This is a genomic window from Micromonospora sp. WMMA1949, from assembly GCF_027460145.1.
Classification (GTDB): domain Bacteria; phylum Actinomycetota; class Actinomycetes; order Mycobacteriales; family Micromonosporaceae; genus Micromonospora.
In genome coordinates this window covers 2,227,192-2,250,769 of sequence record NZ_JAPZBG010000001.1, presented here as the reverse complement: position 1 = coordinate 2,250,769, position 23,578 = coordinate 2,227,192, and the positions used below count along the sequence as shown (strand labels likewise).

Here is a 23,578-nt window from a genome sequence, read left to right as displayed (position 1 = left end):
GGGGTGCGTCGAGCGCCGCCCCTGGCGCGGGCCGGCCGACCGCGGCACCGGCACGCCGTGCGGGACGTGAGGGTCAGCGACCGCCGTCGACAGTGGCCTTCATCGCCCAGGTGTTCAGCACCTGATGGATGCCGCGCAGACGCTCGTTGATCTGCTCCAGCCGTTCGGCCTGGGCGAGCGTGGCCATCGCGGTGCCCAGCGCTATCTGCTGGTCGGGGGTGAGGTTTTCCTGGTCGATCGTGTAGAGCAGCTCGACGGTCTCGGCGATCGTGTCGGCCACGGCGGCACCTCCGGCGGGACGGGTCTCGGGTCACCTGCGCTACCGGAAATGATGCATGGAAGCGCTCCCATACATCAATGCCCCGACCGCCCCACGCTCATGCCTTCTTCCCACCAAGCAGACACCCCGGCCTCTGGAAGGCCGCCCGGAGCGGGTCAGGCCGGCGGGCCCGCCGTCGGCACCGAGTGGGCCACCCGGTCCCCCTGCCGGGGCAGCGGCCCACCGCGCCCAGCCTCCGGCGACGCGCCGCCGTCCGCCTCCGGTGATGTGACGCCGCCCGTGCGCCCGGCCGTGGCGAGGTTGGCCAGCATCACGTCGAGGACCTTCACCGCCTCCGCCTTGGCCAGCGGGTTGTTGCCGTTGCCGCACTTCGGGGACTGGACGCAGGACGGGCACCCGGTCTCGCAGCCGCACTCGGCGATCGCGTCCCGGGTGGCGCGCAGCCAGGCGGCGGCGGTGCCGTACGCCCGCTCGGCGAAACCCGCCCCGCCGGGGTGACCGTCGTAGACGAAGACTGTGGGCGCCTCGGTGTCCGGGTGCAGGGCGGTGGACAGCCCGCCGATGTCCCATCTGTCGCACGTCGCCATCAGCGGCAGCAGGCCGATGGCGGCGTGCTCGGCGGCGTGCAGCGCGCCCGGCACGTCCGGCGCCTCGACACCAGCGGCGGCAAGCGACTCGGGGGAGAGCGTGAACCAGACCGCGACAGTGCGCAGCTCCCGGGCCGGCAGGTCCAGCGGGCGGGTGTCGATCACCTCGCCGGTGGCGATGCGCCGCCGCTGGTACGACACCACCTGGCTGGTCACGTCCACCTCGCCGAGGAACAGCCCGACCGGTCCGGCGTCCGCGTACGAGCGCACGGACACCACCGACAGCGAGGTCACGTCGCGGGCGTGGGTGGACCAGTCCGGCTCCTCGGCGTGCACGAGCGCGCACCCGTCGGCCAGGTCGAGCGAGTCGACCACGTACGAGACGCCCTGGTGCAGGTAGACCGCCCCGGTGTGCAGCAGGAAGTGCGCCGACCCGCCGTCGACGGTGCCGAGCAGGCGGCCGGTGGACTCCTCCACCACGCACACCGGTGCGCCGCCCTCGCCGCGCAGGTCGACCTCGGGGCGTTCCCGGTGCCGCCAGTACCAGCCGGTGGGCCGCTGCCGCAGCGCCCCCGCCTCGACCAGCGAGTCCACCGCCTCCTTCGCGCCCTCGCCGAACAGGTCCAGGTCGGCCGGGGTGAGCGGGGACTCGTGGGCGGCGCAGGCGAGCTGCGGCGCGAGCACGTACGGGTTGGCCGGGTCGAGCACCGTCGCCTCGACGGGCCGCCCGAACAACGCCTCCGGGTGGTGCACCAGGTAGGTGTCGAGCGGATCGTCCCGGGCGACCAGCACGGCGAGCGCCTCGTCGCCGGAGCGCCCGGCCCGCCCGGCCTGCTGCCACAGCGACGCGCGGGTGCCGGGCCAGCCGCAGATCAGCACCGCGTCCAGCCCGACCAGGTCGACGCCGAGTTCGAGCGCGTTGGTGGAGGCGAGCCCGAGCAGGTCGCCGTGCAGCAGCGCCCGTTCCAGCTCGCGGCGCTCCTCGCGCAGGTAGCCGGCCCGGTAGGCGGCCACCCGGTCGCCCAGCCCGGGTACCGCCTCGTCGAGCGCCCGCCGGGCGTTCGCGGCCACCACCTCGGCGCCCCGGCGGGACCGCACGAACGCGAGCGTGCGTACCCCCTCGACGACGCTGTCGGCGAGCAGGTCGGCGGTCTCCCGCAGCGCCGAGCGCCGGACCTGGACGAGGTCGGCGTCGACGGAGGAGTCGGTGGGCGGCAGCAGTGGCGGCTCCCAGAGCGCGAACGTGACGCCGCCACGCGGCGACGTGTCCTCGGTGACGGCGGTGACGGGCAGGCCGGTGAGCCGCCCGGCCGCCGTCGCCGGGTCACCCGAGGTGGCCGATGCCAGGAGGAAGGTCGGGGTGCCGCGCGAGCCTGCGAGCGCCTGACCGGGGGTACGCCCGAAGCGTGCGCACTGCCGCCGCAACCGCCGCAGCACGTGCGCGACGTGTGAGCCGAAGACGCCCCGGTAGGTGTGGCACTCGTCGACCACCACGTACGCGAGGCGGCGCAGGAACCCGGACCAGTGGGCGTGCCCGGGCAGGATGCCGTGGTGCAGCATGTCCGGGTTGGTCAGCACGAACCGGGAGTGCCGGCGGATCCACTCCCGCTCGGCGCGCGGAGTGTCCCCGTCGTAGGTGGCGGGGCGTACCCCGTCGAGTTCGAGACCGGCGACGGCGCGGAGCTGGTCGGCGGCGAGCGCCTTGGTCGGCGCCAGGTAGAGCACCGTGGCGCGCGGGTCGGCGAGCAGCGTGCTCAGTGCCGGGAGCTGGTACGCCAGGGACTTGCCGGACGCCGTGCCGGTGGCCACCACCACGTGCCGGCCCGCGTACGCCAGCTCGGCGGCCTCGGCCTGGTGCCGCCACGGGGCGACGACGCCGCGCCGCGCGAACGCCGCCCGCAGTTCCTCCGGCGCCCAGCCGGGCCACCCGACCGGCTCACCGGCGCGGGCCGGGACGCGTTCGACGTGGGTGACCGGGTCGGCGGGGTGACGCAGCCGCAGCCGGTGCAGCAGCTCGCCCGGAGCACGCCGCGGGCCGGGGCTGTGGTCGGTCACGTCCTGCACTCTCGCACTGGTGTTCGGAATTGGGAACCGCAGGGTGGGGGTATGGGGAGGGCGTGGCCGGTGACCCGAGAGGGCCGCGCGGGGGGATGGTTAGATGCCCAGGAGAGTTTACCGAGGAGGGACCGATGGAGCTGTCGCTGGCGACCCGCGCCGTGGGGGAGCACACGGTGCTCGAGGTCGGTGGTGAGGTGGATGTCTACACCGCCCCCCGCCTGCGGGAACGGCTCCTGGAGTTGATCGACGGCGGGGCCCGCCACGTGGTGGTCGACCTCGGCCGGGTGGACTTCCTCGACTCGACCGGGCTCGGTGTGCTCGTCGGCGCGCTCAAGCGGCTGCGCACGGCCGGTGGCTCCTTCGCGCTGGTGTGCGACAAGGAGCCGCTGCTCAAGATCTTCCGGATCACCGCCCTGGACCAGGTCTTCCCGCTGCATCCGACGGTCGACGCGGCCATCGCCGCCGACTCCACCGGCGCGTGATGGCGACCGTCAAGCTGTCCTTCTCTCCGGCCCCGGTGCACGTGCGCACCGCCCGCCTGGTCGGCGTCGCGGTGGCCCGGCGGGCCGGCGTACGCGAGGACCTGCTGGACGAGGTGCGCCTGGCCATCGGCGAGGCGTGCACCCGGGCGGTCGCGCTGCACCGGCAGTACGGTCTGGCCGACCCGGTGTACGTGGAGATGTCCGACGGCGGCGGCTACACGGTCCGGGTGGTGGACCGGGCGCCGATCGAGGCGGGCCTCGGCTTGGCCGCGCTCGGCCCGGACGAGCTGGCCAAGGAGTCGCTGAGCGAGGACGCGCTCACCACCGGCGTGGGCTTCGCGCTGCTCGCCGGTTTCGTGGAGGACCTCCAGGTCCGCCCGGTGGACGACGGCGTCGGCACCGAGGTGCGGATGTCCTGGCCGGCCGGCCGCGCCTGACCCGAATCGCACACGCAGGCCGCGTTCCCGCAGAGGGGGCGCGGCCTCGTCGTATTGGCCGCCCCATATATCAGATTTCTTCGCATAACACAGTTACGAAGATCATCGAGACACGGTGGCCCCTCGGTGTGACCTCCGCCACGCCGGAGGGCTACAGTACCCGGGTTGTCAGCAAGTGATCCCGTCCCGTAGCCAGCGGGAACGGTCCGCCGGGGTGAGTTGGCGCGCGCTTGCGAGTCCGCATTCAGGCGTCGGCCCGTGCGTCTCCACGGGTCGGCGCGAGTTGTTCGGTACAGGAGGACATAGATGTCCGGGACCTTGGCCGCCGACGGCGGCGCACTGTCCCTTACCGGAGCCAACGTGACGTACGTCGTCATCGCCGCGGTCATCGCGCTGGTGGCGCTCGTCTTCGCGGCCGCCCTCACCAGGGCGGTCCTGGCGGCCGGTAAGGGAACCACCAACATGCAGGAGATCTCCGGCGCGGTGCAGGAGGGCGCGTCGGCGTACCTGCTGCGGCAGTTCCGCACGCTGGCGATCTTCGTGGTGATCGCCGTCGTGCTGCTCTTCCTGCTGCCGGTGCACGACACCGACGGCAACGAAACGCTGGTGAAGGTCGGCCGCTCGGCGTTCTTCGTGGTGGGTGCGCTGTTCAGCGCGTTCATCGGCGGCGCCGGCATGTGGCTGGCCACCCGCGCCAACCTGCGGGTGGCGGCGGCCGCGCGGGAGCGAGAAGGCGGCCGTGAGGGCGCCATGAAGATCGCCTTCCGAACCGGCGGCGTGGTCGGCTTCCTCACCGTCGGCCTCGGCCTGTTCGGTGCGGCGCTGGTAGTGCTGATCTTCCGGGGCGACGCCCCGACCGTGCTGGAGGGCTTCGGCTTCGGCGCCGCGCTGCTCGCCATGTTCATGCGGGTCGGCGGCGGCATCTTCACCAAGGCCGCCGACGTCGGCGCCGACCTGGTCGGCAAGGTCGAGCAGGGCATCCCGGAGGACGACCCACGCAACGCCGCCACCATCGCCGACAACGTGGGCGACAACGTCGGCGACTGCGCCGGCATGGCCGCCGACCTGTTCGAGTCGTACGCGGTCACGCTCGTCGCGGCGCTGATCCTCGGCCGGGCCGCGTTCGGCGAGACCGGTCTGGTCTTCCCGCTGATCATCTCCACGATCGGCGTGCTGGTCGCGATCGTCGGCGTCTTCATCACCCGGCTGCGCGCCGGCGACCGCAACGGCCTGACCGCCATCAACCGGGCCTTCTACCTGTCCGCGCTGATCGCCGCGGTGCTCGTCGCGATCGCCGCGTTCGCGTACCTTCCGGCCACGTTCGCCGAGCTGGAGGGCGGGCTCACCGACGTCGACCGCAACCCGCGGCTGGTGGCCATCGGCGCGGTCGTGATCGGTATCGTGCTGGCCGCCGCGATCCAGGCGCTCACCGGCTACTTCACCGAGACCAACAGGCGCCCGGTGCAGGACATCGGCAAGAGCTCGCAGACCGGCGCGGCCACCGTCGTCCTCGCCGGCATCAGCGTCGGCCTGGAGTCGGCCGTCTACTCGGCGCTGCTGATCGCCGCGGGCGTGTTCGGCGCGTTCCTGCTCGGTGGCAGTTCGATCACGCTGTCGCTGTTCGCGGTCGCGCTGGCCGGCACCGGCCTGCTGACCACCGTCGGCGTCATCGTCGCGATGGACACGTTCGGCCCGATCTCGGACAACGCCCAGGGCGTGGCCGAGATGTCCGGCGACATCGACGAGCACGGCGCGCGGACGCTCACCGAGCTGGACGCCGTCGGCAACACCACCAAGGCGATCACCAAGGGCATCGCGATCGCCACGGCGGTGCTGGCCGCCACGGCGCTGTTCGGCTCGTACACCGACACGCTGCGCTCCGCCTACGAGGACGCGGGCGTGGGCGACGTCGGGAGCGAGATCCTGAACTCGCTCAACGTGTCGAACCCGCGCAACCTGGTCGGCCTGATCATCGGCGCCGCGGTGGTCTTCCTCTTCTCCGGCCTGGCCATCAACGCGGTCTCCCGCTCGGCCGGCGCCGTGGTGATGGAGGTACGCCGGCAGTTCCGCGAGATGCCGGGCATCATGGACCGCACCCAGCGGCCCGAGTACGGCAAGGTCGTGGACATCTGCACCCGGGACGCGCAGCGCGAGCTGATGACCCCCGGCCTGCTGGCCATCCTGGCCCCGATCGCTGTCGGCTTCGGCCTCGGCCCGGGCGCGCTGGCCGCGTACCTGGCCGGTGCGATCGGCGCGGGCACGCTGATGGCGGTGTTCCTGGCCAACTCCGGTGGCGCCTGGGACAACGGCAAGAAGCTGGTGGAGGACGGCGCGTACGGCGGCAAGGGCTCCGACGCGCACGCCGCCACGGTCATCGGCGACACCGTCGGCGACCCGTTCAAGGACACCGCCGGCCCGGCGATCAACCCGCTGCTCAAGGTGATGAACCTGGTCTCGCTGCTGATCGCCCCGGCCGTGGTGGCCTGGAGCGTGGGCGACGACAAGAACAACCCGCTGCGCATCACGATCGCCGTGGTCGCCGCGCTGATCATCGCGGCGGCGGTGGTGTTCAGCAAGCGCAAGGGCGTGGCGATGTCCGACTCGGACAGCGACGCCGGCACCCCGGACCAGCGTCCGGAGACGGTGAACGCCTGATCGCACGCGACGGTTCCCGGCCGGCCCCGGCCGGCCGGGAACCCCGGGTCCGGCAAACCTGACCGGTGGCGGTTCCGCCCGGAGGTCGTACGCTGCAACGCATGCGTACGCGCCGGGCGGCAACCGCCGGAAAGCTCACGGTGGTCCTGGCCACGCTGGTCCTCGTGGTCACCGGATGCGGCGGCGGTCCCAACCCCCGGGTCTGGGCCGCGTCGGTGTGCCAGGCGCTCACCCCGTGGCGCGCGGAGATCTCCAAGCTGACCAGCAGCACGCAGCAGCAGATGACCGCGCAGACCACTCCGGCGCAGGCCAAGGAGAACCTGGTCCGGCTCTTCGCCGGCGCCGAACAGGCCAGCGAGACGGCCCGGCGCAAGGTCGAGGAGGCGGGCGTGCCCGAGGCCGAGCGCGGCGCCGAGGTGTCCGCCGGGTTCCTGGGGTCGCTGAGCAAGATGCGTGACGCGTACGGCCGGGCCCGGGACACCGTCGACCGGCTCGACACCGCCCAGGCCGGTCCGTTCTACGACGGCGTGCGCGCCGCCGTGGACACGCTCAACAAGGAGTACGACGCGAGCGCGCTGGACACCAGCAAGCTCAACTCGACCGAGCTGAAAGAGGCCTTCGACGAGGTCCCGGAGTGTCGCTGACCCCTCCCACCCCGAAACCGGCCCGCCAGCCCTCGCTGTTCTCCACCGAGGCGGCCGATCCCGCGCTGGCGGATCTCGCCGGCCTGCTCGCCGGGCCGGGTGAGGTGGGGCGGATGGGCGGCACGGCCCGCATCTCCGTCGTGGTGGACGCCGCCTGGCGGGTGCACGTGCTGGTGGCCGAGCTGGCCGCCCGGGGCGTGCCGGCGAGCTGGGAGCCGACCGAGGACGGGCGACACCGGGTGCGCACCGCGTACACGAGCATGCTGGCGCCGCTCGCGCGGGCCTGGCTGCGCGGCGCGGCGAAGCGGCCACCGGCCCGCTTCCACCTGGACGGACGTCGGCTGCGGCTGTGGGCGGCGGCGGCCGGCACGGCCGAGCCGGGCGGGTTCCGGCTGCGGCTCGGACCGGCCGACGAGCAGTCCTGGCCGGTGGTCCGCGCCGCCCTGGCGGCGGTGGGCCTGCCGGCCGCGTTCGTGGAACCGGACGAGGGCGGGCCCGCGTTCCGGATCGGCGGGCGGCGCATGTCGCGACTCGCCGAGTTGGTGGGCGAACGGCCGGCCACGGCGCCGGCGACGGAGTGGCCCGGGTCGCACGGCTGACCGTCCGGTGTCCGAACCCGGACACCCGGCGACGACTCCGCCGGGTGTACGCGATCGTCACAGTGACACGCCTGCCGCCCTACCCACGGTGTACCGTGACGCCGTCCGGCAGGGTGCGGCCGGCGGTCGCCGGGAGGGCGGCCCGTTTGCCGCCCACGAAACCCGGAACGCGGACGGCGCGTTACGTTGGACATCCGGACCGCCTGTGGTCCGGGTGGCGCAACACGGCCCGAAGCGGGCATGGCGTAGGAGTGAGGTCGGGGAGAGACGTGCCGAGCAACGCTGGAACCACCCGTCTGGTCATCGTCGAGTCTCCGGCGAAGGCCAAGACGATCTCGGGCTACCTCGGCCCGGGGTACGTCGTGGAGGCCAGCTTCGGCCACGTCCGGGACCTGCCCCGCAACGCCGCCGACGTCCCGGCGAAGTACAAGGGTGAGCCGTGGGCGCGCCTCGGCGTCGACGTCGACAACGGCTTCCACGCGCTCTACGTGGTCTCGCCCGACCGTAAGCAGCAGATCAGCAAGCTGGTGAAGCTGGCCAAGGAGGTCGACGAGATCTTCCTGGCGACGGATGAGGACCGCGAGGGCGAGGCCATCGCCTGGCACCTGGTGGAGACGCTCAAGCCCAAGGTGCCGGTCAAGCGGATGGTCTTCCACGAGATCACCAAGCCGGCCATCCAGGCCGCGGTGGCGAACCCCCGGGAGATCGACCGCGACCTGGTCGACGCCCAGGAGGCGCGGCGCATCCTCGACCGCCTCTACGGGTACGAGGTCTCGCCGGTGCTGTGGAAGAAGGTCATGCCGAAGCTCTCGGCGGGCCGGGTGCAGTCCGTGGCGACGCGGATCGTGGTCGAGCGGGAGCGCCAGCGGATGGCGTTCCGCACCGCCGAATACTGGGACATCCTGGCCACGCTCGCGGTGGCGAAGCCGGGCGAGGGGCCGCGCACGTTCAACGCCACGCTCGTCGCGCTTAACGGCGACCGGATCGCCACCGGCAAGGACTTCGAACCGACCACGGGTCGCGTTCGCGCCGGCGCGGGTGTCGTGCACCTCGACGAGGGCGGGGCCCGAGGGCTCGCCGCCCGACTGGCCGACCAGCCGTTCACCGTCACCCGGGTCGAGGAGAAGCCCTACCGCCGCCGCCCGTACGCGCCGTTCATCACTTCCACGCTCCAGCAGGAGGCGGCCCGCAAGCTGCGGTTCTCGTCGCAGCAGACGATGCGCACCGCGCAGCGCCTGTACGAGAACGGCTACATCACATACATGCGTACCGACTCGGTGAACCTGTCCGAGACGGCCATCGCAGCCGCGCGCCGGCAGATCGTCGAACTGTACGGCGAGCGCAGCGTGCCGCCGGAGCCGCGCCGCTACACCGGCAAGGTGAAGAACGCGCAGGAGGCGCACGAGGCGATCCGCCCCGCGGGCGACAACTTCCGCACCCCCGGCGAGGTGGCCAAGGAGCTGTCCGCCGAGGAGTACAAGCTCTACGAGCTGATCTGGCGGCGCACCATCGCCTCGCAGATGACCGACGCGGTCGGCTCCAGCGTGTCGGTGCGCATCCGTGCCGTCTCCTCCGCCCAGGAGGAGGCCGACTTCGGCGCGACCGGCAAGACCATCACCGACCCGGGCTTCCTGCGCGCGTACGTCGAGTCCAGCGACGACGAGAACGCCGAGGCGGAGGACGCCGAGCGGCGGCTGCCCACGCTGGTCAAGGACCAGCCGCTCACCGCCGACGAGCTGGCCGCGCAGGGCCACCACACCCAGCCGCCCGCCCGCTACACCGAGGCGTCGCTGGTCAAGGCGCTCGAGGAGCTGGGCATCGGCCGGCCCTCCACGTACGCGTCGATCATGCAGACGATTCAGGACCGCGGATACGTGGTGAAGCGCGGCCAGGCCATGATCCCGTCGTTCCTGGCGTTCGCGGTGATCGGGCTGATGGAGCGGCACTACCCGCGCCTGATCGACTACGACTTCACCGCCAGCATGGAGAACGAGCTGGACGAGATCGCCGGTGGTGACCACGCCGCCGTCGACTTCCTTACCTCCTTCTACTTCGGCAGCACCAACGGCACCGGTGACCAGGCCATCGCGCACGCCGGTGGGCTGAAGAAGCTGGTGACCGAGAACCTCAGCGAGATCGACGCGCGCAGCGTCAACTCCATCCCGCTGTTCACCGACGACGAGGGCCGCGAGGTCGTCGTCCGGGTCGGCCGGTACGGGCCGTACCTGCAGCGGGCGCTGCCCGGCTCGGTTCCGGGCCCGGGTTCGGGCTCGGCCTCGGGTGAGGGTGAGGGCGAGGAGGGCGGTTCGCAGGGTGACCGGGCGCCGATCCCGGAGGGCCTCGCGCCGGACGAGCTGACCCCGGAGAAGGTGCACGAGCTGTTCCTCGGCGGCGGCGGTGAGCGCAAGCTCGGCGACGACCCGTCGACCGGCGAGCCGATCGTGCTCAAGTCCGGCCGGTTCGGCCCGTACGTGGCCAGCGGCGAGCGCAAGTCCTCGCTGCTGCGCTCGCAGTCCCCGGACAGCCTCACCCTGGAGCAGGCGTTGCAGCTGCTGCGCCTGCCCCGGCTGATCGGCGTGGCCCCGGACGGCACCGAGGTGTTCGCCAACAACGGCCGCTACGGCCCGTACGTCAAGCGCGGTGACGAGTTCCGTTCGCTGGACTCGGAAGACAAGATGTTCACCGTCACGCTGGACGAGGCGCTGGCGGTGCTGGCCGCCCCGAAGACGCGTCAGCGCCGGGCCGCCGCACCGCCGCTGCGGGAGATGGGCAACGACCCGCTCACCGAGAAGCCGCTGATGATCAAGGACGGGCGCTTCGGACCGTACGTCACAGACGGCGAGTTCAACGCGTCGCTGCGGCGCGGGCAGACGCCGGAGGAGCTGACGCTGGAGCAGGCGTCGGAGATGCTGGCCGAGAAGCGCGCGAAGGGCCCGGCGCCGAAGAAGAAGGCCGCTCCGGCGAAGAAGACCACAGCGGCCAAGAAGACCACGGCGAAGAAGACCACGGCCGCCAAGGCCACGGCGGCTGCCAAGGCCACGGCGGCGAAGAAGGCTCCCGCGAAGAAGGCCGCCCCCAAGAAGGCGACCTCAACCCCGAAGGAGTGATCTTGGTACGGAGCCGCCCCTGGAAGGGCGTGTCCGTACCAAGATCTCAGCCGGGCCAGCCTGCGGATCGCAGGGCGGCTCGTAACTGGGTCACGACTCGGGTGGGGTTGGTGCGGACGGCCCAGGCCGGGAAGCGGAGCACCCGGTCACCGGCGGCCCACATGTCGTTCTGCCGCTGCATGTCCGCCCAGGCGGCCCTCGGATCGAGGTGCTGCCCGCCGTCGATCTCGACGTGCACCCGCCACCGCTCGAACCAGACGTCCAGGTAACGCCGCCGCCCGTTGGCGTCCCGGCGGACGACCTGAAGGGACGGCTCGGGCAGCCCGGCCCGGCGGACGAGGTCGAGGAAGTCGAGTTCGGCGAGGGAGTGGGCGCCGCCCGCCGCGTCCGTGGCGGTCGCCAGGATCAGCCGACGCCGCCGTGCGCGGGGGAGTCGTTCCAGCACCCGGTGTAGGTCGTCACCCCAGACCAGGCGTTGCTGGAATCCTGCGGCGATGACAGCCCGTGCCTCCTCGTCGGTCGCCGCCCACTGTGCCGCGTCGACGAGCGAGCGGGCCGGCATGGTCCGGCGGGGTTGGCCGACGGTGAGTACATCCTCCGGCGGCAGGACTGTGGTGCGGTGGATCCGTACCCCAGGTGGCAGCACCCGGGTCTGGTGCCGAGCAGGCAGCAGCAGATGGATCAGGCGGCTCTCGTAGCGCCTGAGTCCCCAGCACTGTGCCGCGGTCAGCCCGCCCAACGTCGCGGCCGGGCCCGCCGCCAGCACCGCGACCCAGCGTTGCTCCTCCGGGCCGACGGGACCGTCATGGGTGACGTAGACCCGGGGGTGCACCTGCTGCCACCGTCCGCTGGCGACTCGGTGCCGGATCGCCTTCTCGGACAGGAACCGTCGAGCCTGCGCCGCTCCCAGCACCCGTCGCTGACGAAACAGCAACCAGCTCAGCTCGTCCGCGAAATCCCCCGGCATCTCCACACCGGCAACCCCACCCGAACAGCACCCGTCTTGGCTGTCCCTGTGGACAGCCGCCGAGATCTTGGTACGGAAACGCCCTTCCACGGGCGCCCTCGTACCAAGATCCTTAGGAGCCCAGGACCTGGGACACGTAGGGGTTCTTGAAAAGGTTGTGGGGGTCGAGGCGGGTGCGGACGGACTGGAAAGCCGTGAACTTCGGGTAGGCCGTCGCCAGGGACTCGGCGGTGCGCCAGTGGAGCTTGCCCCAGTGCGGGCGGCCGCCCAACTCCGTCGCCACCTCCTCGAACGCGCGGAAGTACGGCTCGTACGGCATACCCACGTACTGGTGCACGGCGATATACGCCGAGTCCCGCCCGTACGAGTGGGACAGCCAGATGTCGTCGGCGGCGGTGAACCGCACCTCGACCGGGAACAGCACCTTGAACGGCAGCCGGTCGACGATCCGGCGCAACTCGGCCAGCGCGGTCGGAAGCGCCTCGCGCGGCAGGCCGTACTCCATCTCCACGAAGCGGACCCGGCGCGGCGTGCAGAACACGCGGTCGGAGCGGCCGGTGTAGGTGCGTTCGGTGAGCGCGCGGGCGGAGACGGCGCTGATCGTGGGCACGAGGGCCGGTACGGCGCGGCCGAGGCGGCAGGCGCCGGCGAAGACGGTGTTGGAGAGGAACTCGTCGTCCAGCCAGCCGCGCCAGCCGGGCAGCGGCCGGTCGTCGGCGGGTACCCGGTCGTTGGTCTTGACCTGCACCCGGTCGGTGTAGGGGAACCAGTAGAACTCGGCGTGATCGTGCGCGTCGTAGAGGCCGGGCAGGTCGTCGAGCACCTCGGCGAGCGGGGCCGGGCGTTCGTGCGCGCGCAGCACGAAGGCGTCCACGCAGCGCAGCGTGACCTCGACCAGCACGCCGACCGCGCCGAGCCCGACCCGGGCGGCGTCGAAGACGTCGCGGTTCTCCTCGGCCGAGCAGCGCAGCACCTCGCCGGTGCCGGTGACCAGCGTCAGCCCGGCCACGAAGGTGGACAGGCAGCCCAGTTTCGCCCCGGTGCCGTGGGTGCCTGTGGAGAGCGCACCGGCGATGGTCTGGGCGTCGATGTCGCCCAGGTTCGGCATGGCGAGGCCGTGCCCGGCGAGCAGTTCGTTGAGCGTGTGCAACGTCATCCCGGCCGGTACGGTGACCAGGCGGCGCGCCACATCGACTGTGACGTCCGTCTCCAGCGCGGCGAGGTCGATCCGGTGCCCGTCGGCGACGGCGGTGGCGGTGAAGGAGTGGCCGCTGCCGGTGGCCCGGATGGTCCGGCCCGCCGCGGCGGCCTGGCGAACCGCCTCGACGACGTCGGAGACGCTGTGCGGGCGCACGGTGAGGAGCGCGGTGCTGTGCTGGTTGCCGGCCCAGTTGGACCAGGTGGCGGTGGTACCGGACATGGCTGCCACTCCTCGACATGAATATGAACTGAATTCATATCAGGAACGTTGTGCCTGGTAAATACCGCAATCGAGCCCGGCTCGTTGTACCGGTAGTCACAGACTCGTGACGTGCAGATATGTTCATCCGTCGAAGGGGGGTGGCGCCGAGTGTCCACACCAGCCGCCACGACCGGGCCGCTGCGTCGGGTACCGGTGCAGGGTCGAAGTGTCGCGCGGGTCCAGCGGATGCTGGACGCCTGCGCCGAGCTCGTCGACGAGGTGGGGTACGAAGGGCTGACCACGACCCTGCTCGCCGAGCGCGCCGAGGTGGCGATCGGGTCGGTCTACCAGTTCTTTCCGGACAAACGGGCAATCGTGCAGGCACTGACCCTGCGCACCATGGAGTCCTACCTCCAGCGGCTCGACGAGCGGTTCTCCTCGGACGACCTGACCCACTGGTGGGACGGGGTCGACGCGGCGATCGACGAGTACATCTCGATGCACCGCACCGTGCCCGGCTTCCGTACCTTGCACTTCGGTGACGTGGTCGACCTGCACCTGCTGGACGACCAGCGGGACAACAATGGGGTGATCGCGGAGCAGCTCGCCCGCGTACTCACCGAGCGTTTCGGCCTGGCCGGGGTGCCCGACCTGCGGTTCCACCTGGAGGTCGCGGTGGAGGCCGCCGACGCCCTGATCAAGCTGGCCTTCCGCCGCCGCACCGACGGCGACGAGCGGGTGCTGGCCGAGGCCAAGGCGCTCATCCGGGAGTACCTGCACCGGCAGGTGAACGCCCCCACGGAGGCCGTCCACCAGGGCTGAGCGGCACGCCGAGCGGCGGGTTCCCGAGAGTGCGCCGGGACCCGCCGTCGTCACGCGGTAGGGCGGAGCCCGGGGTGGCTCAGAGGAAGGCGTGCCCCTCGCCCCGGTAGGTCGGCACGGTGGCGACCACCGCGTCCCCCTCGATCAGGTGCACCTCGTTGACGTGCTCGCACAGCTCGCCGGCCTTGGCGTGACGGAACCACACCCGGTCTCCGACGCGCAGGTCGTCGGCGGTCTTTCCGGCCAGCGGGGTCTGCACCTCGCCGGCGCCCTCCGCGCCGAGCAGCTTCAGCCCGGCCGGGAGCCACGGCTGCGGCAGCCGGCTGTCCGCCGCCGGGCCGGAGGCGATCCAGCCGCCGCCGAGCACCGTGGCCAGCCCGGGCGCCGGGCGGCGGACCACCGCGCAGGCGAAGAACGCCGCCGGGGCCGGCCGCCAGGCACGGTACGCGTCGAACAACGTCGGCCCGTACAGGCCGGAGCCCGCGGTGACCTCGGTGACCGCGGGGTCCGCGCTGGTGGCGGCCACGCTGCCGGTGCCGCCGCCGTTGACGAACTCCAGGTCGGCGTGTTCGCGTACCGCGCTGACCGCGGCCGATCGGCGTGCGAGCAGTTCCCGGTACGACCCGCGCTGCGCGACCCGGATCGCCGAGCCGAGCATCGCCTGTCCGGGCGGCGCGTCGCCGAGGCCGGCGATCTGTGCCTCGTACGACATCAGGCCGACCAGCCGGAAGCCCGGCCGCCCGGCGACGGCGGCGGCGAGCGCGCCGGCCGCCGTGGCGCTGTGCACCGGGGAGCGGCGCACGCCGACGTGCACCCGGCCGCCCAGCGGGCGCCAGGAGGCGTCCAGGTCGAGGCAGACCCGCAGCGCGGGGCGGCGCGCGGGCGGGCACACCTGGTCGATCAGGTCGAGCTGTGCGGTGTCGTCGACCATCAGCGTGACGGCGTCGGCGAGCGCCGGGTCGGCGGCCAGGTCGGCGAGGCCGCCCCGGTGGGCCGTCGGGTACGCCACGAGCACGTCGTCGCTGACCCCGGAGCGGACCAGCCACAGCGCCTCGGGCAGCGTGAAGGCCATCACGCCGTGCCACCCGGGCCGCTTGAGCGCCCGGGTCAGCAGCTCGCGGACCCGTACCGACTTGCTCGCCACGCGCAGCGGCTTGCCGCCGGACCGCCCGGCGAGCGCCTCGGCGTTGGCGTCGAACGCGGTGAGGTCGACAACGGCGTACGGCGGGTCGAGATGAGCGGTCGCCCGGTCGAGACGATCGCGAGTTTTGTCACGGTCGATGGCCACGTCTGCACGCTAACTGTCTGGACGGCAATGCGAAATACCCTCGCGTCTGTCCGGGCTGCGGGCGGTGGTCCCGGCGGCCTAGGCTCGGCGAGCAGGCGAATGTCGCGGGGGACGACCCTTCCTGCGCGACTAGAGTGTTCCACCGGGGATGCCCAGACCTGGGCCGGCACGTGGAGGTACGGCCATCGAAAGCCAGAACAACGGCGAGTCGCCCGGCGTGTCGTCCGGGACAGCCGCCGACCACTCCGGGGTCGCCGCCATCCGGTCGGTGCTGCGCATCCGGCCGTTCCGCAGGCTGTGGATCGTGCTCAGCGCCGCCTCCTTCGGCGACTGGCTCGGCCTGCTGGCCACCGCGCTGTTCGCCGCCTCCCAGGTCTCCGGCAGCACCGCCCAGGGCGCCGCGTTCGGTGGCGTGACCGCGATCCGGCTGCTCCCGGCGCTGGTGCTCGGCCCGGTGGCCGGTGTGTTCGCCGACCGGTTCGACCGCCGGTGGACCATGGTCATCTGCGACCTGCTGCGCTTCGTGCTGTTCGCCTCGATCCCGCTGTACGCGCTCACCGGCGCCGCGGGCGGGCTGGTGGTCGGCTGGGCGCTGATCGCCACCTTCCTGATCGAGTCGATCACGTTGATGTGGATCCCGGCCAAGGAGGCGGCGGTCCCCAACCTCATCCCGCGTACCCGGCTGGAGGCGGCCAACCAGCTCACGCTGATCACCACGTACGGCCTGACACCGGTGGCCGCGGCCATCGCGCTGGCCGTGCTGGACCGTGGCGTCCGGGGTGCGGTCGGCGGCGACCTGCCCGACTGGGCCGAACCGGCCCAGCTCGCGCTCTGGTTCAACGCCTTCTCCCGGCTGGCCACCGCGCTCGTGGTGGCGTTCGGGATCAAGGAGATCAGCCACGCCCAGCGCGCCGAGGCGGAGCGCTCCGAGCAGAGCATGTTCCGGCAGTTCTCCGAGGGCTGGAAATACATCGGCCAGACCCCGCTCGTGCGCGGCTTGGTGCTGGGCATCTTCGGCGCCTTCGCCGGCGGCGGCATCGTGGTCGGCACCGCCAAGTTCTTCGCCAACTCGCTCGGCGCCGGTGACGCCGCGTTCTCGCTGCTCTTCGGCGCGATCTTCGTCGGCCTGGCGCTCGGCATCGGGCTCGGGCCGATGATCGTGCGGGACATGTCCCGCCGCCGCTGGTTCGGCATGAGCATCGTGCTCGCCAGCGCCTCCGTGCTGGTGCTCGCCTTCGCCATCCACCTGTCGATGGCCATCCTCGGCGCGATCCTGGTCGGCGCGGGCGCCGGCATGGCGTTCCTGGCCGGCACCACGCTGCTCGGCGGCGAGGTGGCCGACGAGGTGCGCGGCCGGGTCTTCGCGGTGGTGCAGATCGGTACCCGGCTGGTGCTGATCCTGGCCATCGCGCTGAGCAGCCTCCTGGTCGGCGTCGGCGGCTCCCGCCAGCTCACCATCGCCGACCTGGGCATCTCCATCTCCTCGACCCGGCTGCTGCTGCTCGCCGCCGGCGCGGCCGGCATCATCGCCGGCATCAGCGCGTTCGGCCAGATGGACGACAAGAAGGGCGTACCGGTCCTCGCGGACCTCTGGGGCTCGATCCGGGGCCGTCCGCTGATGCCGGCCGAGCCGTTCGTGTCCAGCGGCCTGTTCGTGGTCTTCGAGGGCGGCGAGGGCGCCGGCAAGTCCACCCAGCTCGCCGCGCTCGCCGAGCGGCTGCGCGCGCAGGGCCGCGACGTGGTGGTCACCCGCGAGCCGGGCGCCACGCCGGTCGGCGAGCGGATCCGCTCCCTGGTGCTCGGCACCACTCCCGGCGAGGCGCCGTCGCCGCGCGCCGAGGCGCTGCTCTACGCCGCCGACCGGGCGCACCACGTCGCCACCGTCGTCCGTCCGGCGCTCGTGCGCGGCGCGGTGGTGATCAGCGACCGGTACGTCGACTCGTCGCTCGCCTACCAGGGCGCCGGCCGGACGCTTCCGGTGGACGAGGTCTCCTGGCTCTCGTCCTGGGCGACCGGCGGCCTCAAGCCCGACCTGGTGGTGCTGCTCGACGTCGAGCCGCGTACCGGCCTGAGCCGGGTCGAGGACCGCAACGAGGGCACCGACCGGCTGGAAGCCGAGTCGCTGACGTTCCACGAGCGTGTCCGGTACGCCTTCCTCGACCTCGCCGCCGGCGACCCGAAGCGATACCTGGTGCTCGACGCGTCCCGCCCGATCGACGAGACCGCCGACGCGGTCGCCCGCCGGGTGGGCGAGCTGCTCACCGACCCGGCCGGCATCGTGCACCCCCGTCCGGCGCAGGGCCCGGACACCTCGGTCCAGCCCGAGTTATCCGACGCGGAGCTGGTGACGATGGAGCAACCCCGACGATGACCGACGTCTTCGGCGATCTGGTCGGGCAGGACGAGGCGGTGGCCATGCTGCGGCGGGCCGCCGCCTCGGCCGCCGCCCTGCTGCGCGCGCCGGTGACGGTGCCCGCGGGCGGGCACGACGACCTAGACACGCTCGCCGAGGAGTACGACGGCGACCCGGCTCCGGCGCCGGCCGATCCCGGCGCCGGCATGACCCACGCCTGGATCTTCACCGGCCCGCCCGGATCGGGCCGCTCGGTGGCCGCCCGCGCGTTCGCCGCCGCCCTCGAGTGCGTGCACGGCACCGGGTGCGGGAGCTGCCCCGGCTGCCACACCACGCTCACCGGCACCCACGCGGACGTCCGCCTCGTGGTGCCCGAGGGCCTGTCCATCGGCGTCAACGAGATGCGCGCGCTGGTGCTGCGGGCGGCCAGCGCGCCCTCCGGCGGCCGGTGGCAGATCGTGATCATCGAGGACGCCGACCGGCTCACCGAGGCAGCCGGCAACGCGCTGCTCAAGGCGATCGAGGAGCCGCCGCCGCGTACCGTCTTCCTGCTCTGCGCCCCGTCCACCCACCCGGACGACATCTCCGTGACCATCCGGTCGCGCTGCCGCGTCGTACCGCTGCGGCAGCCGCCGCCGGCCGCGGTGGCCGAGGTGCTGGTCCGCCGCGACGGCATCGCGCCGGACGTGGCCGAGTGGGCCGCCGCGGCGGCGCAGGGGCACGTGGGCCGGGCCCGGCGGCTGGCCCGCGACCCGGAGGCCCGGCAGCGGCGGGACGCGGTGCTGGCCGTACCGCGTCGGCTGACCGGCGTGGGCGCGGCGTTCGACGCGGCCTCGGCGCTGATCGAGGCCGCCGAGGCGGAGGCCGCCGCCTCGGTCGCCGAGATCGACGAGGCGGAGCGTACGGCGTTGCAGACCGCGCTCGGCGCGGGCGGCACCGGCCGGGGCGCGGCCGGCGCGATGCGCGGCGCGGCCGGCCAGCTCAAGGACCTGGAGAAGCGGCAGAAGTCGCGGGCCACCCGGGCCCAGCGGGACGCGCTCGATCGCGCCCTGGTCGACCTGGCCGGGTTCTACCGGGACGCGATCGTCATGGCGCTGCGGGCGCCGGTCGCCCCGGTGCACACCGACACCGCGTCGCTCGCCGGGGCGGGCGCGCAGAAGTGGGACGCCGAGGGCTCGCTGCGCCGCCTGGAGGCGGTGCTGGAGTGCCGCGCGGCCATCGAGGCCAACGTCAAGCCGCGGATCGCGGTGGAGGCGATGATGCTGGCCCTCTGGCGCGGCTGAACCGGCCCCTTCCGCACTGTCCACAGGGCATCGACACGCGCGATTGGCGTGCGGTACGGTCCGGTGATGCCGCGGTGACCGAGGCGGCACGCTCAGTGAAGGCCGGACCGGCCGGGAGGAGTCCGCCGATGCCGCGGGGCGAGATCGACGAGGCCTGGATCGAGGAGGCGGTGCGGCGCTACCGCCGGATCGAGAACCTGCAGGCCGAGTTCGACCAGGCGGTCGCGACGGTCGAGGTCACCGTCCGCTCACCCGACGGGCTCGTCGAGGTGGTGGTCACCGCCGGCGGGCGGATCACCGACGTGCGTTTCCTCGGGGCGCTGCACCACCGCAGCCCGCGCGACGTGGCCGGTTCGGTGCAGGCCGCGGTGACGGCTGCCGCCGACGCGGCGCAGTGGGCGCGGGAGAAGCTGCACAACGAGACGTTCGCGGCCTACCGGCCGCTGGCGGGGGCCTGACATGGAGACGCTGCGTGCGCTGGCCGCCCGTCTCGACGAGGCCGGCGCGACCCTCGCCACCCTCTCCCGCACGGTGACCGCCACCGACCCGCCGCATCCCGCGTTCGGCGCGGACGCCACCGGCCGCCCCGGCGAGGTGGGCCGCGCGCTGCACCGTCAGTGGACCCTGGCCACGGCCGACCGGGCACGCGAGGCGCAGGCCGCCGCCGTCCGGCTGGCCGCCGCCGCGGCGGCACTGCGCAGCGCCGCCGACCGCTACGCCGCGGCCGACGACGCGGTCGCCCGGCGGATGGCCCGGGAGGCCTGATGGACGCGCTCGACCGCCTCGCCGAGCCGGGGCTCGACCTGCTCGCCCGCGTCGACACGCTGCTGGCCGCCGGCGCACCCGAGGGGCACCGGCTCTGGCCGCTGCTGCGCCGCATGCAGGTGCTCCCCGGCGCGGCCGTGCGCGAGTTCCTCGACCTGCATCCCGCGCCGCTGACCGGCGCCGGCCACGCCGTGCGCCGGCTCGTCCGGGGGTACGACGACACCTGCGCCCTGCTGGCCGACCAGGTCGCCTGGTCCGGTGCCGCCGCGTCGGCGTACGACGAAGCGCGTGCCGCCCTGCTGCGGCACCTGGACGAAGGCCCGGACAGTCTGGTCGGGCGGCTGGAGTCGACGGCGGGCTACGCCGACGCGCTGGCCGGCTGGGTGGAGGGCAGCCGGGCCGCGCTTGCCCGGGCGCTGGCCGAGGTGCTGGGCTCGGCGGAGGCGGTGGCGGTGCACGCGGCGACACGGCCCGGTGCCGGGGCCGGACGGGCCGGGGCGTCGGCCGCGGCCGAGATCGCCACCCGGATCCTGGGTGTGCTCGGGGTGGCCTACGACGGCGCGGAGACGCTGCTGCGCCAGTGGGGGCCGAGCCTGGCCGAGACACAGTGGCGGGACCGCGCCATTACCGGCCCGCGCTACGGCGGCACCACCCGCATCGGCTACTGACGGTCCACGGCGTCGCGCGCCGATCCGGCCGCGGCCGGGTGACGGCGGCGACGCCGTGGCCTTCCCCTGCACCCCCCGCAGGTATGCCTTCACTCAACGCGCCCGGGCGGTGTTTGTCAGGGGCCCGTCGGAGATTCAGCCGTCCGGGCGAGGCGATGGGGCCGGTTCGGCCGGGTCGACGACGATGATCGCTGCGGTGGGTGACCGGGCGGCGACTGGTGCGCCGTGCGGCGGGCGTCGATCCGCGTAGGGTGGGGCGTATGGGCATGCTCTGCGCGGTCAGCTTCAACCGGTACGGGCGCCTCTACTACCTCGACCCGGGTGAGCTGCGCCCGCAGGTGGGCGACCGGGTGCTGGTGCCCACCGACGACGGGCCCGAGGTGGCCGAGTGCGTGTGGGCCGCGCAGTGGGTCAGCGAGGACACCGACGGCTTCCCGAAACTGGCCGGGATCGCCGGCGACGACGACCTGCGCCGCGACGAGATGCTGCGCCGGCGCAAGGCCGAGGCGAAGGTCGCCGCCAAGCGGCTGATCCGCGAACACGGCCTGCCGATGAAGGTGGTCGCCGTCGACCACGTCCTGGCCACGCCGGAGAACGGCAGTGACCGCACCACGATCTACTTCACCGCGCCGCACCGCGTCGACTTCCGCTCGCTGGTCCGCGACCTGGGCGCCACGCTGCACTGCCGGGTCGAGCTGCGGCAGCTCTCCGCCCGCGATTCCGCCCGGGTGCAGGGCGGCATCGGCTCCTGCGGTCGTGACCTGTGCTGCGCCACGTTCCTGACCGACTTCGAGCCGGTGACCATCCGGATGGCGAAGGACCAGGACCTGCCGCTCAACCCGCTGCGCATCTCGGGGGCGTGCGGGCGGCTGATGTGCTGCCTCAAGTACGAGCACCCGCTGTATCAGAAGTTCCAGGAGACGGCCCCGGCGGTGGGCAGCCGGGTGTCCACGCCACAGGGCGAGGGCAAGGTGGTCGGCCACAGCGTCCCGCGCGACGCGGTGACGGTCCGGCTGGACGCGGACGGCTCCCGCTCGATGTGCTCCCGCGCGTCGGTGTGCGGCCCCAGGCAGGCCCACGACCAGCACTACCCCCAGCCCTGACCCGCTGCCTTCCCTCCCACCCCGTCTTTCTCCGTCGATCATGAAGTTGGCGGTCGAAATGGTGATCGACTTCGCCGCCAACTTCATGGTCAACGGGGTGAGTCGGCCGGGTGGGGTCAGCGGATGACGATGGGGGGTTCGGCGAGGCGGGGGGTCAGGGGGGTCTTCGGCGTCAGCCAGGAGGCGGTGGGGGACTGGTCGGGGTTCAGCTGCCAGTCGTGGGACACCTTGTCGACGGCGATCGGGTAGATCGTCAGCGTGCCGTCCCTGTCGATCCGGAGGCGCAGGAACGCCTTCGAGTCCTCGATGCCCTGCCCCGCGAACAGCTCGTTCAGGTTCACCCCGAAGGCGCCCGCCACCAACAGGTAGAGCGCGACGACCTGGCTGGCGACCAGCCCGCTCACCGGGCCGTACAGCACCACGGCGGCGACCGCCGGCAGCGGCCACGGCCAGTCGTAGAACGGCAACTGCAACCAGACCCACGTGCCGCCGGCGGCGAGGGCGATCTGGGCCAGCCCGTGCGCCACCCCGAGGATCCAGTGCCGGGCGTGCCGTTTCCCGCCCGCCGTGGGCGGCTTGGCGAAGAACACCGCGCCCATCATTGCCACCACCAGCATGATCGCCAGCGGCACGCTGAACAGCCGCTGCTCGGTGGTGCCCACCCGCTGCACCGCCACCCCGGCCATCGCCAGCATCAGCAGCGTGTGCAGGGTGCCGAGCAGCGTGGTGAAGCCCGGGTTACGGAACGGCAGCCGGGCGAAGATCCCCCAGCCGTACCGGCGGGAGCGCGCCTTGTCCGGATAGCGCGCCGCCAGGTCGTACTCCTGGGTGTTGCTGGCCCGGCGGGTCAGCGTGTCACGCGGCGGGACCTCCAGCTTCTCCGGCAGCCGGTGCGTGGGGTAGAGGTAGGCGCCGCCACCGCCGCACGTGATGAGCTGCCGGTCCGTCCCGGCGTAGCGGGCGTAGTGGTGCAGGTCGCCGGAGATCAGCACCCGCACCTGCGCGCCGGTGGGCGCGACGAGGGTACGGATGAAGTAGTCGATCGAGTCGTACGCGTTGGGGTGGTCGACGGCCTTGACCCACGTCGGCGCCGGCACCGCCAGGATCACCTTGGACTCCGGGGTGAGCTTGCGGGCCACCTCGTCGAAGTAGGTGAGCTGCGGGTCGTCCAGGTAAGAGCCGGACTGGTCGTCGAGGCCGAGCAGCCACCAGCCGGCCGGCAGCTCGACGGCGAAATACGAGCGGGACTGGCCGGTGCCCCAGCCGCCGAAGTGCCGGTCCCGGGTACGCACGAACAGCCGCAGGAACGCGGTCAGCCCGTCGTACCAGTCGTGGTTGCCCGGCACCGCGAACAGCGTCGGCTGCTCCGGCGGGGCGACAGGCAGCGCAGACTGGTACGGGCCCTTGCAGCGGTCCTCGTACGCCTCGTAGCCCGCCGCCGGGTAGACCTGGTCGCCGCCCATCACCAGCGTCTGCGCGCGAGGAAGGCGATGCCCGTCCACCGTCAGTTCCGGCTGGGCGAGCAGGTACGCCACCGAGTACGTGGCGTCGAAGCCGTCACCCAGGTCGGCCACGTAGTCCAGCCACAGCCCGCCGTCCGGCCCGACCTGCCGGAACGTGCCGTCGCCGAACGCATTCTGCAACTCGCGCTTGTCCAGGTACGCCCCGAACAGCATCGCCAGCAACGTCCGCAGGCCGGTGCTGATCAGCAGCAGTGGCGCGAGCCAGGGCACCGGCCGGCGCGGGGTGAAACCCAGCTCCCGGGGGTCGATGCTGCGGGGGCGGCGGGTCGCCCGCTCGCCGGGATGCGCCTCGGGAGCCGGTGGTCGCGGCGGTTCGTCGGTCACCCGCCGCAGGGTAGTCCGGACCGGGCGCAAAGTCTCTCCCGTGGCGGGGTGGATGTGGTCCGATGTCCGGGTTCGGGGGCGGGGGGATCCGGTTCGGCTTCCGGCGGGGCGTGCCGTACACTTGACGATCGTTGCCGCCTTAGCTCAGTCGGCTAGAGCGACGCACTCGTAATGCGTAGGTCGACGGTTCGATTCCGTCAGGCGGCTCGGTACAGAAGCCCAGGTCATCGG

General features: G+C 72.9%; 19 protein-coding genes and 1 tRNA gene. 14 read left to right on the top strand and 6 right to left on the bottom strand.

The window, feature by feature from the left end; genetic code table 11:
* Positions 1-73 precede the first annotated feature (73 nt).
* Both O7607_RS10500 and O7607_RS10495 read right to left on the bottom strand, forming a co-directional pair.
* Positions 74-280 (bottom strand): hypothetical protein, encoded by a 207-nt coding sequence (locus tag O7607_RS10500; RefSeq protein ID WP_269702775.1) that lies wholly within the window; start codon positions 278-280, stop codon positions 74-76.
* A gap of 155 nt (positions 281-435) precedes the next feature.
* On the bottom strand, positions 436-2,964 hold the full coding sequence (locus tag O7607_RS10495) for a DEAD/DEAH box helicase (RefSeq protein ID WP_442929523.1): 2,529 nt from the start codon (positions 2,962-2,964) through the stop codon (positions 436-438).
* Between the two features lie 92 nt (positions 2,965-3,056).
* Between O7607_RS10495 and O7607_RS10490 the strand changes: the two genes are divergently transcribed.
* From O7607_RS10490 to topA, 6 genes are all read left to right on the top strand, one after another.
* Positions 3,057-3,407 carry an STAS domain-containing protein gene (locus O7607_RS10490; RefSeq protein ID WP_269702772.1) on the top strand — a complete coding sequence of 117 codons (351 nt, stop codon included), beginning with the start codon at positions 3,057-3,059 and terminating at the stop codon, positions 3,405-3,407.
* Positions 3,407-3,844, top strand: coding sequence for an ATP-binding protein (locus tag O7607_RS10485; RefSeq protein ID WP_013283650.1), 438 nt, complete (start codon positions 3,407-3,409; stop codon positions 3,842-3,844). The genes O7607_RS10490 and O7607_RS10485 overlap by 1 nt, the downstream gene beginning before the upstream one ends.
* A gap of 306 nt (positions 3,845-4,150) precedes the next feature.
* Positions 4,151-6,499 carry a sodium-translocating pyrophosphatase gene (locus O7607_RS10480; RefSeq protein ID WP_269702770.1) on the top strand — a complete coding sequence of 783 codons (2,349 nt, stop codon included), beginning with the start codon at positions 4,151-4,153 and terminating at the stop codon, positions 6,497-6,499.
* Positions 6,500-6,600: 101 nt separating this feature from the next.
* Positions 6,601-7,143, top strand: coding sequence for a hypothetical protein (locus O7607_RS10475; protein WP_269702769.1), 543 nt, complete (start codon positions 6,601-6,603; stop codon positions 7,141-7,143).
* Positions 7,134-7,742: a hypothetical protein gene (locus O7607_RS10470; RefSeq protein WP_269702768.1), complete on the top strand. Its 609-nt coding sequence runs from the start codon at positions 7,134-7,136 to the stop codon at positions 7,740-7,742. Before O7607_RS10475 ends, O7607_RS10470 begins: the two co-directional genes overlap by 10 nt.
* 269 nt (positions 7,743-8,011) lie before the next feature.
* Positions 8,012-10,849: a type I DNA topoisomerase gene (topA, locus tag O7607_RS10465; RefSeq protein WP_269702766.1), complete on the top strand. Its 2,838-nt coding sequence runs from the start codon at positions 8,012-8,014 to the stop codon at positions 10,847-10,849.
* Between the two features lie 46 nt (positions 10,850-10,895).
* On the opposite strand, the gene O7607_RS10460 is transcribed toward topA, so the two are convergent.
* Together O7607_RS10460 and O7607_RS10455 are read right to left on the bottom strand one after the other, a co-directional pair.
* Positions 10,896-11,816 carry a DUF559 domain-containing protein gene (locus O7607_RS10460; protein ID WP_269702764.1) on the bottom strand — a complete coding sequence of 307 codons (921 nt, stop codon included), beginning with the start codon at positions 11,814-11,816 and terminating at the stop codon, positions 10,896-10,898.
* Between the two features lie 112 nt (positions 11,817-11,928).
* Positions 11,929-13,245: a D-arabinono-1,4-lactone oxidase gene (locus O7607_RS10455; protein WP_269702762.1), complete on the bottom strand. Its 1,317-nt coding sequence runs from the start codon at positions 13,243-13,245 to the stop codon at positions 11,929-11,931.
* 219 nt (positions 13,246-13,464) lie between these two features.
* Between O7607_RS10455 and O7607_RS10450 the strand changes: the two genes are divergently transcribed.
* Complete coding sequence (locus O7607_RS10450; protein ID WP_269706936.1) at positions 13,465-14,040, top strand: TetR family transcriptional regulator; 576 nt, start codon at positions 13,465-13,467, stop codon at positions 14,038-14,040.
* A gap of 79 nt (positions 14,041-14,119) precedes the next feature.
* Here O7607_RS10450 and O7607_RS10445 read toward each other — a convergent pair whose 3' ends face one another.
* Entirely contained in the window at positions 14,120-15,328 is a 1,209-nt protein-coding gene (locus tag O7607_RS10445; RefSeq protein ID WP_269702761.1) for an amino acid deaminase/aldolase, read from the bottom strand.
* A gap of 148 nt (positions 15,329-15,476) precedes the next feature.
* Here O7607_RS10445 and tmk point away from each other — a divergent pair, with 148 nt between their 5' ends.
* The 6 genes from tmk to O7607_RS10415 all read left to right on the top strand — a co-directional run bounded on the left by tmk (position 15,477) and on the right by O7607_RS10415 (position 21,500).
* Positions 15,477-17,699: a dTMP kinase gene (tmk, locus tag O7607_RS10440; protein ID WP_269702760.1), complete on the top strand. Its 2,223-nt coding sequence runs from the start codon at positions 15,477-15,479 to the stop codon at positions 17,697-17,699.
* Positions 17,696-18,964, top strand: coding sequence for a DNA polymerase III subunit delta' (locus tag O7607_RS10435; RefSeq protein ID WP_269702758.1), 1,269 nt, complete (start codon positions 17,696-17,698; stop codon positions 18,962-18,964). Before tmk ends, O7607_RS10435 begins: the two co-directional genes overlap by 4 nt.
* Before the next feature lie 128 nt (positions 18,965-19,092).
* On the top strand, positions 19,093-19,422 hold the full coding sequence (locus tag O7607_RS10430) for a YbaB/EbfC family nucleoid-associated protein (protein WP_269702756.1): 330 nt from the start codon (positions 19,093-19,095) through the stop codon (positions 19,420-19,422).
* A gap of 1 nt (position 19,423) precedes the next feature.
* On the top strand, positions 19,424-19,729 hold the full coding sequence (locus tag O7607_RS10425) for a hypothetical protein (protein WP_269702754.1): 306 nt from the start codon (positions 19,424-19,426) through the stop codon (positions 19,727-19,729).
* Complete coding sequence (locus O7607_RS10420) at positions 19,729-20,397, top strand: hypothetical protein (protein ID WP_269702752.1); 669 nt, start codon at positions 19,729-19,731, stop codon at positions 20,395-20,397. Before O7607_RS10425 ends, O7607_RS10420 begins: the two co-directional genes overlap by 1 nt.
* A 260-nt stretch (positions 20,398-20,657) precedes the next feature.
* Positions 20,658-21,500 (top strand): PSP1 domain-containing protein, encoded by an 843-nt coding sequence (locus O7607_RS10415; protein ID WP_269702750.1) that lies wholly within the window; start codon positions 20,658-20,660, stop codon positions 21,498-21,500.
* Positions 21,501-21,616: 116 nt separating this feature from the next.
* On the opposite strand, the gene O7607_RS10410 is transcribed toward O7607_RS10415, so the two are convergent.
* Positions 21,617-23,347 carry a metallophosphoesterase family protein gene (locus O7607_RS10410; protein ID WP_269702749.1) on the bottom strand — a complete coding sequence of 577 codons (1,731 nt, stop codon included), beginning with the start codon at positions 23,345-23,347 and terminating at the stop codon, positions 21,617-21,619.
* Between the two features lie 133 nt (positions 23,348-23,480).
* Here O7607_RS10410 and O7607_RS10405 point away from each other — a divergent pair.
* A tRNA-Thr gene (locus O7607_RS10405) sits at positions 23,481-23,554 on the top strand.
* The last annotated feature ends 24 nt before the right edge of the window (positions 23,555-23,578 follow it).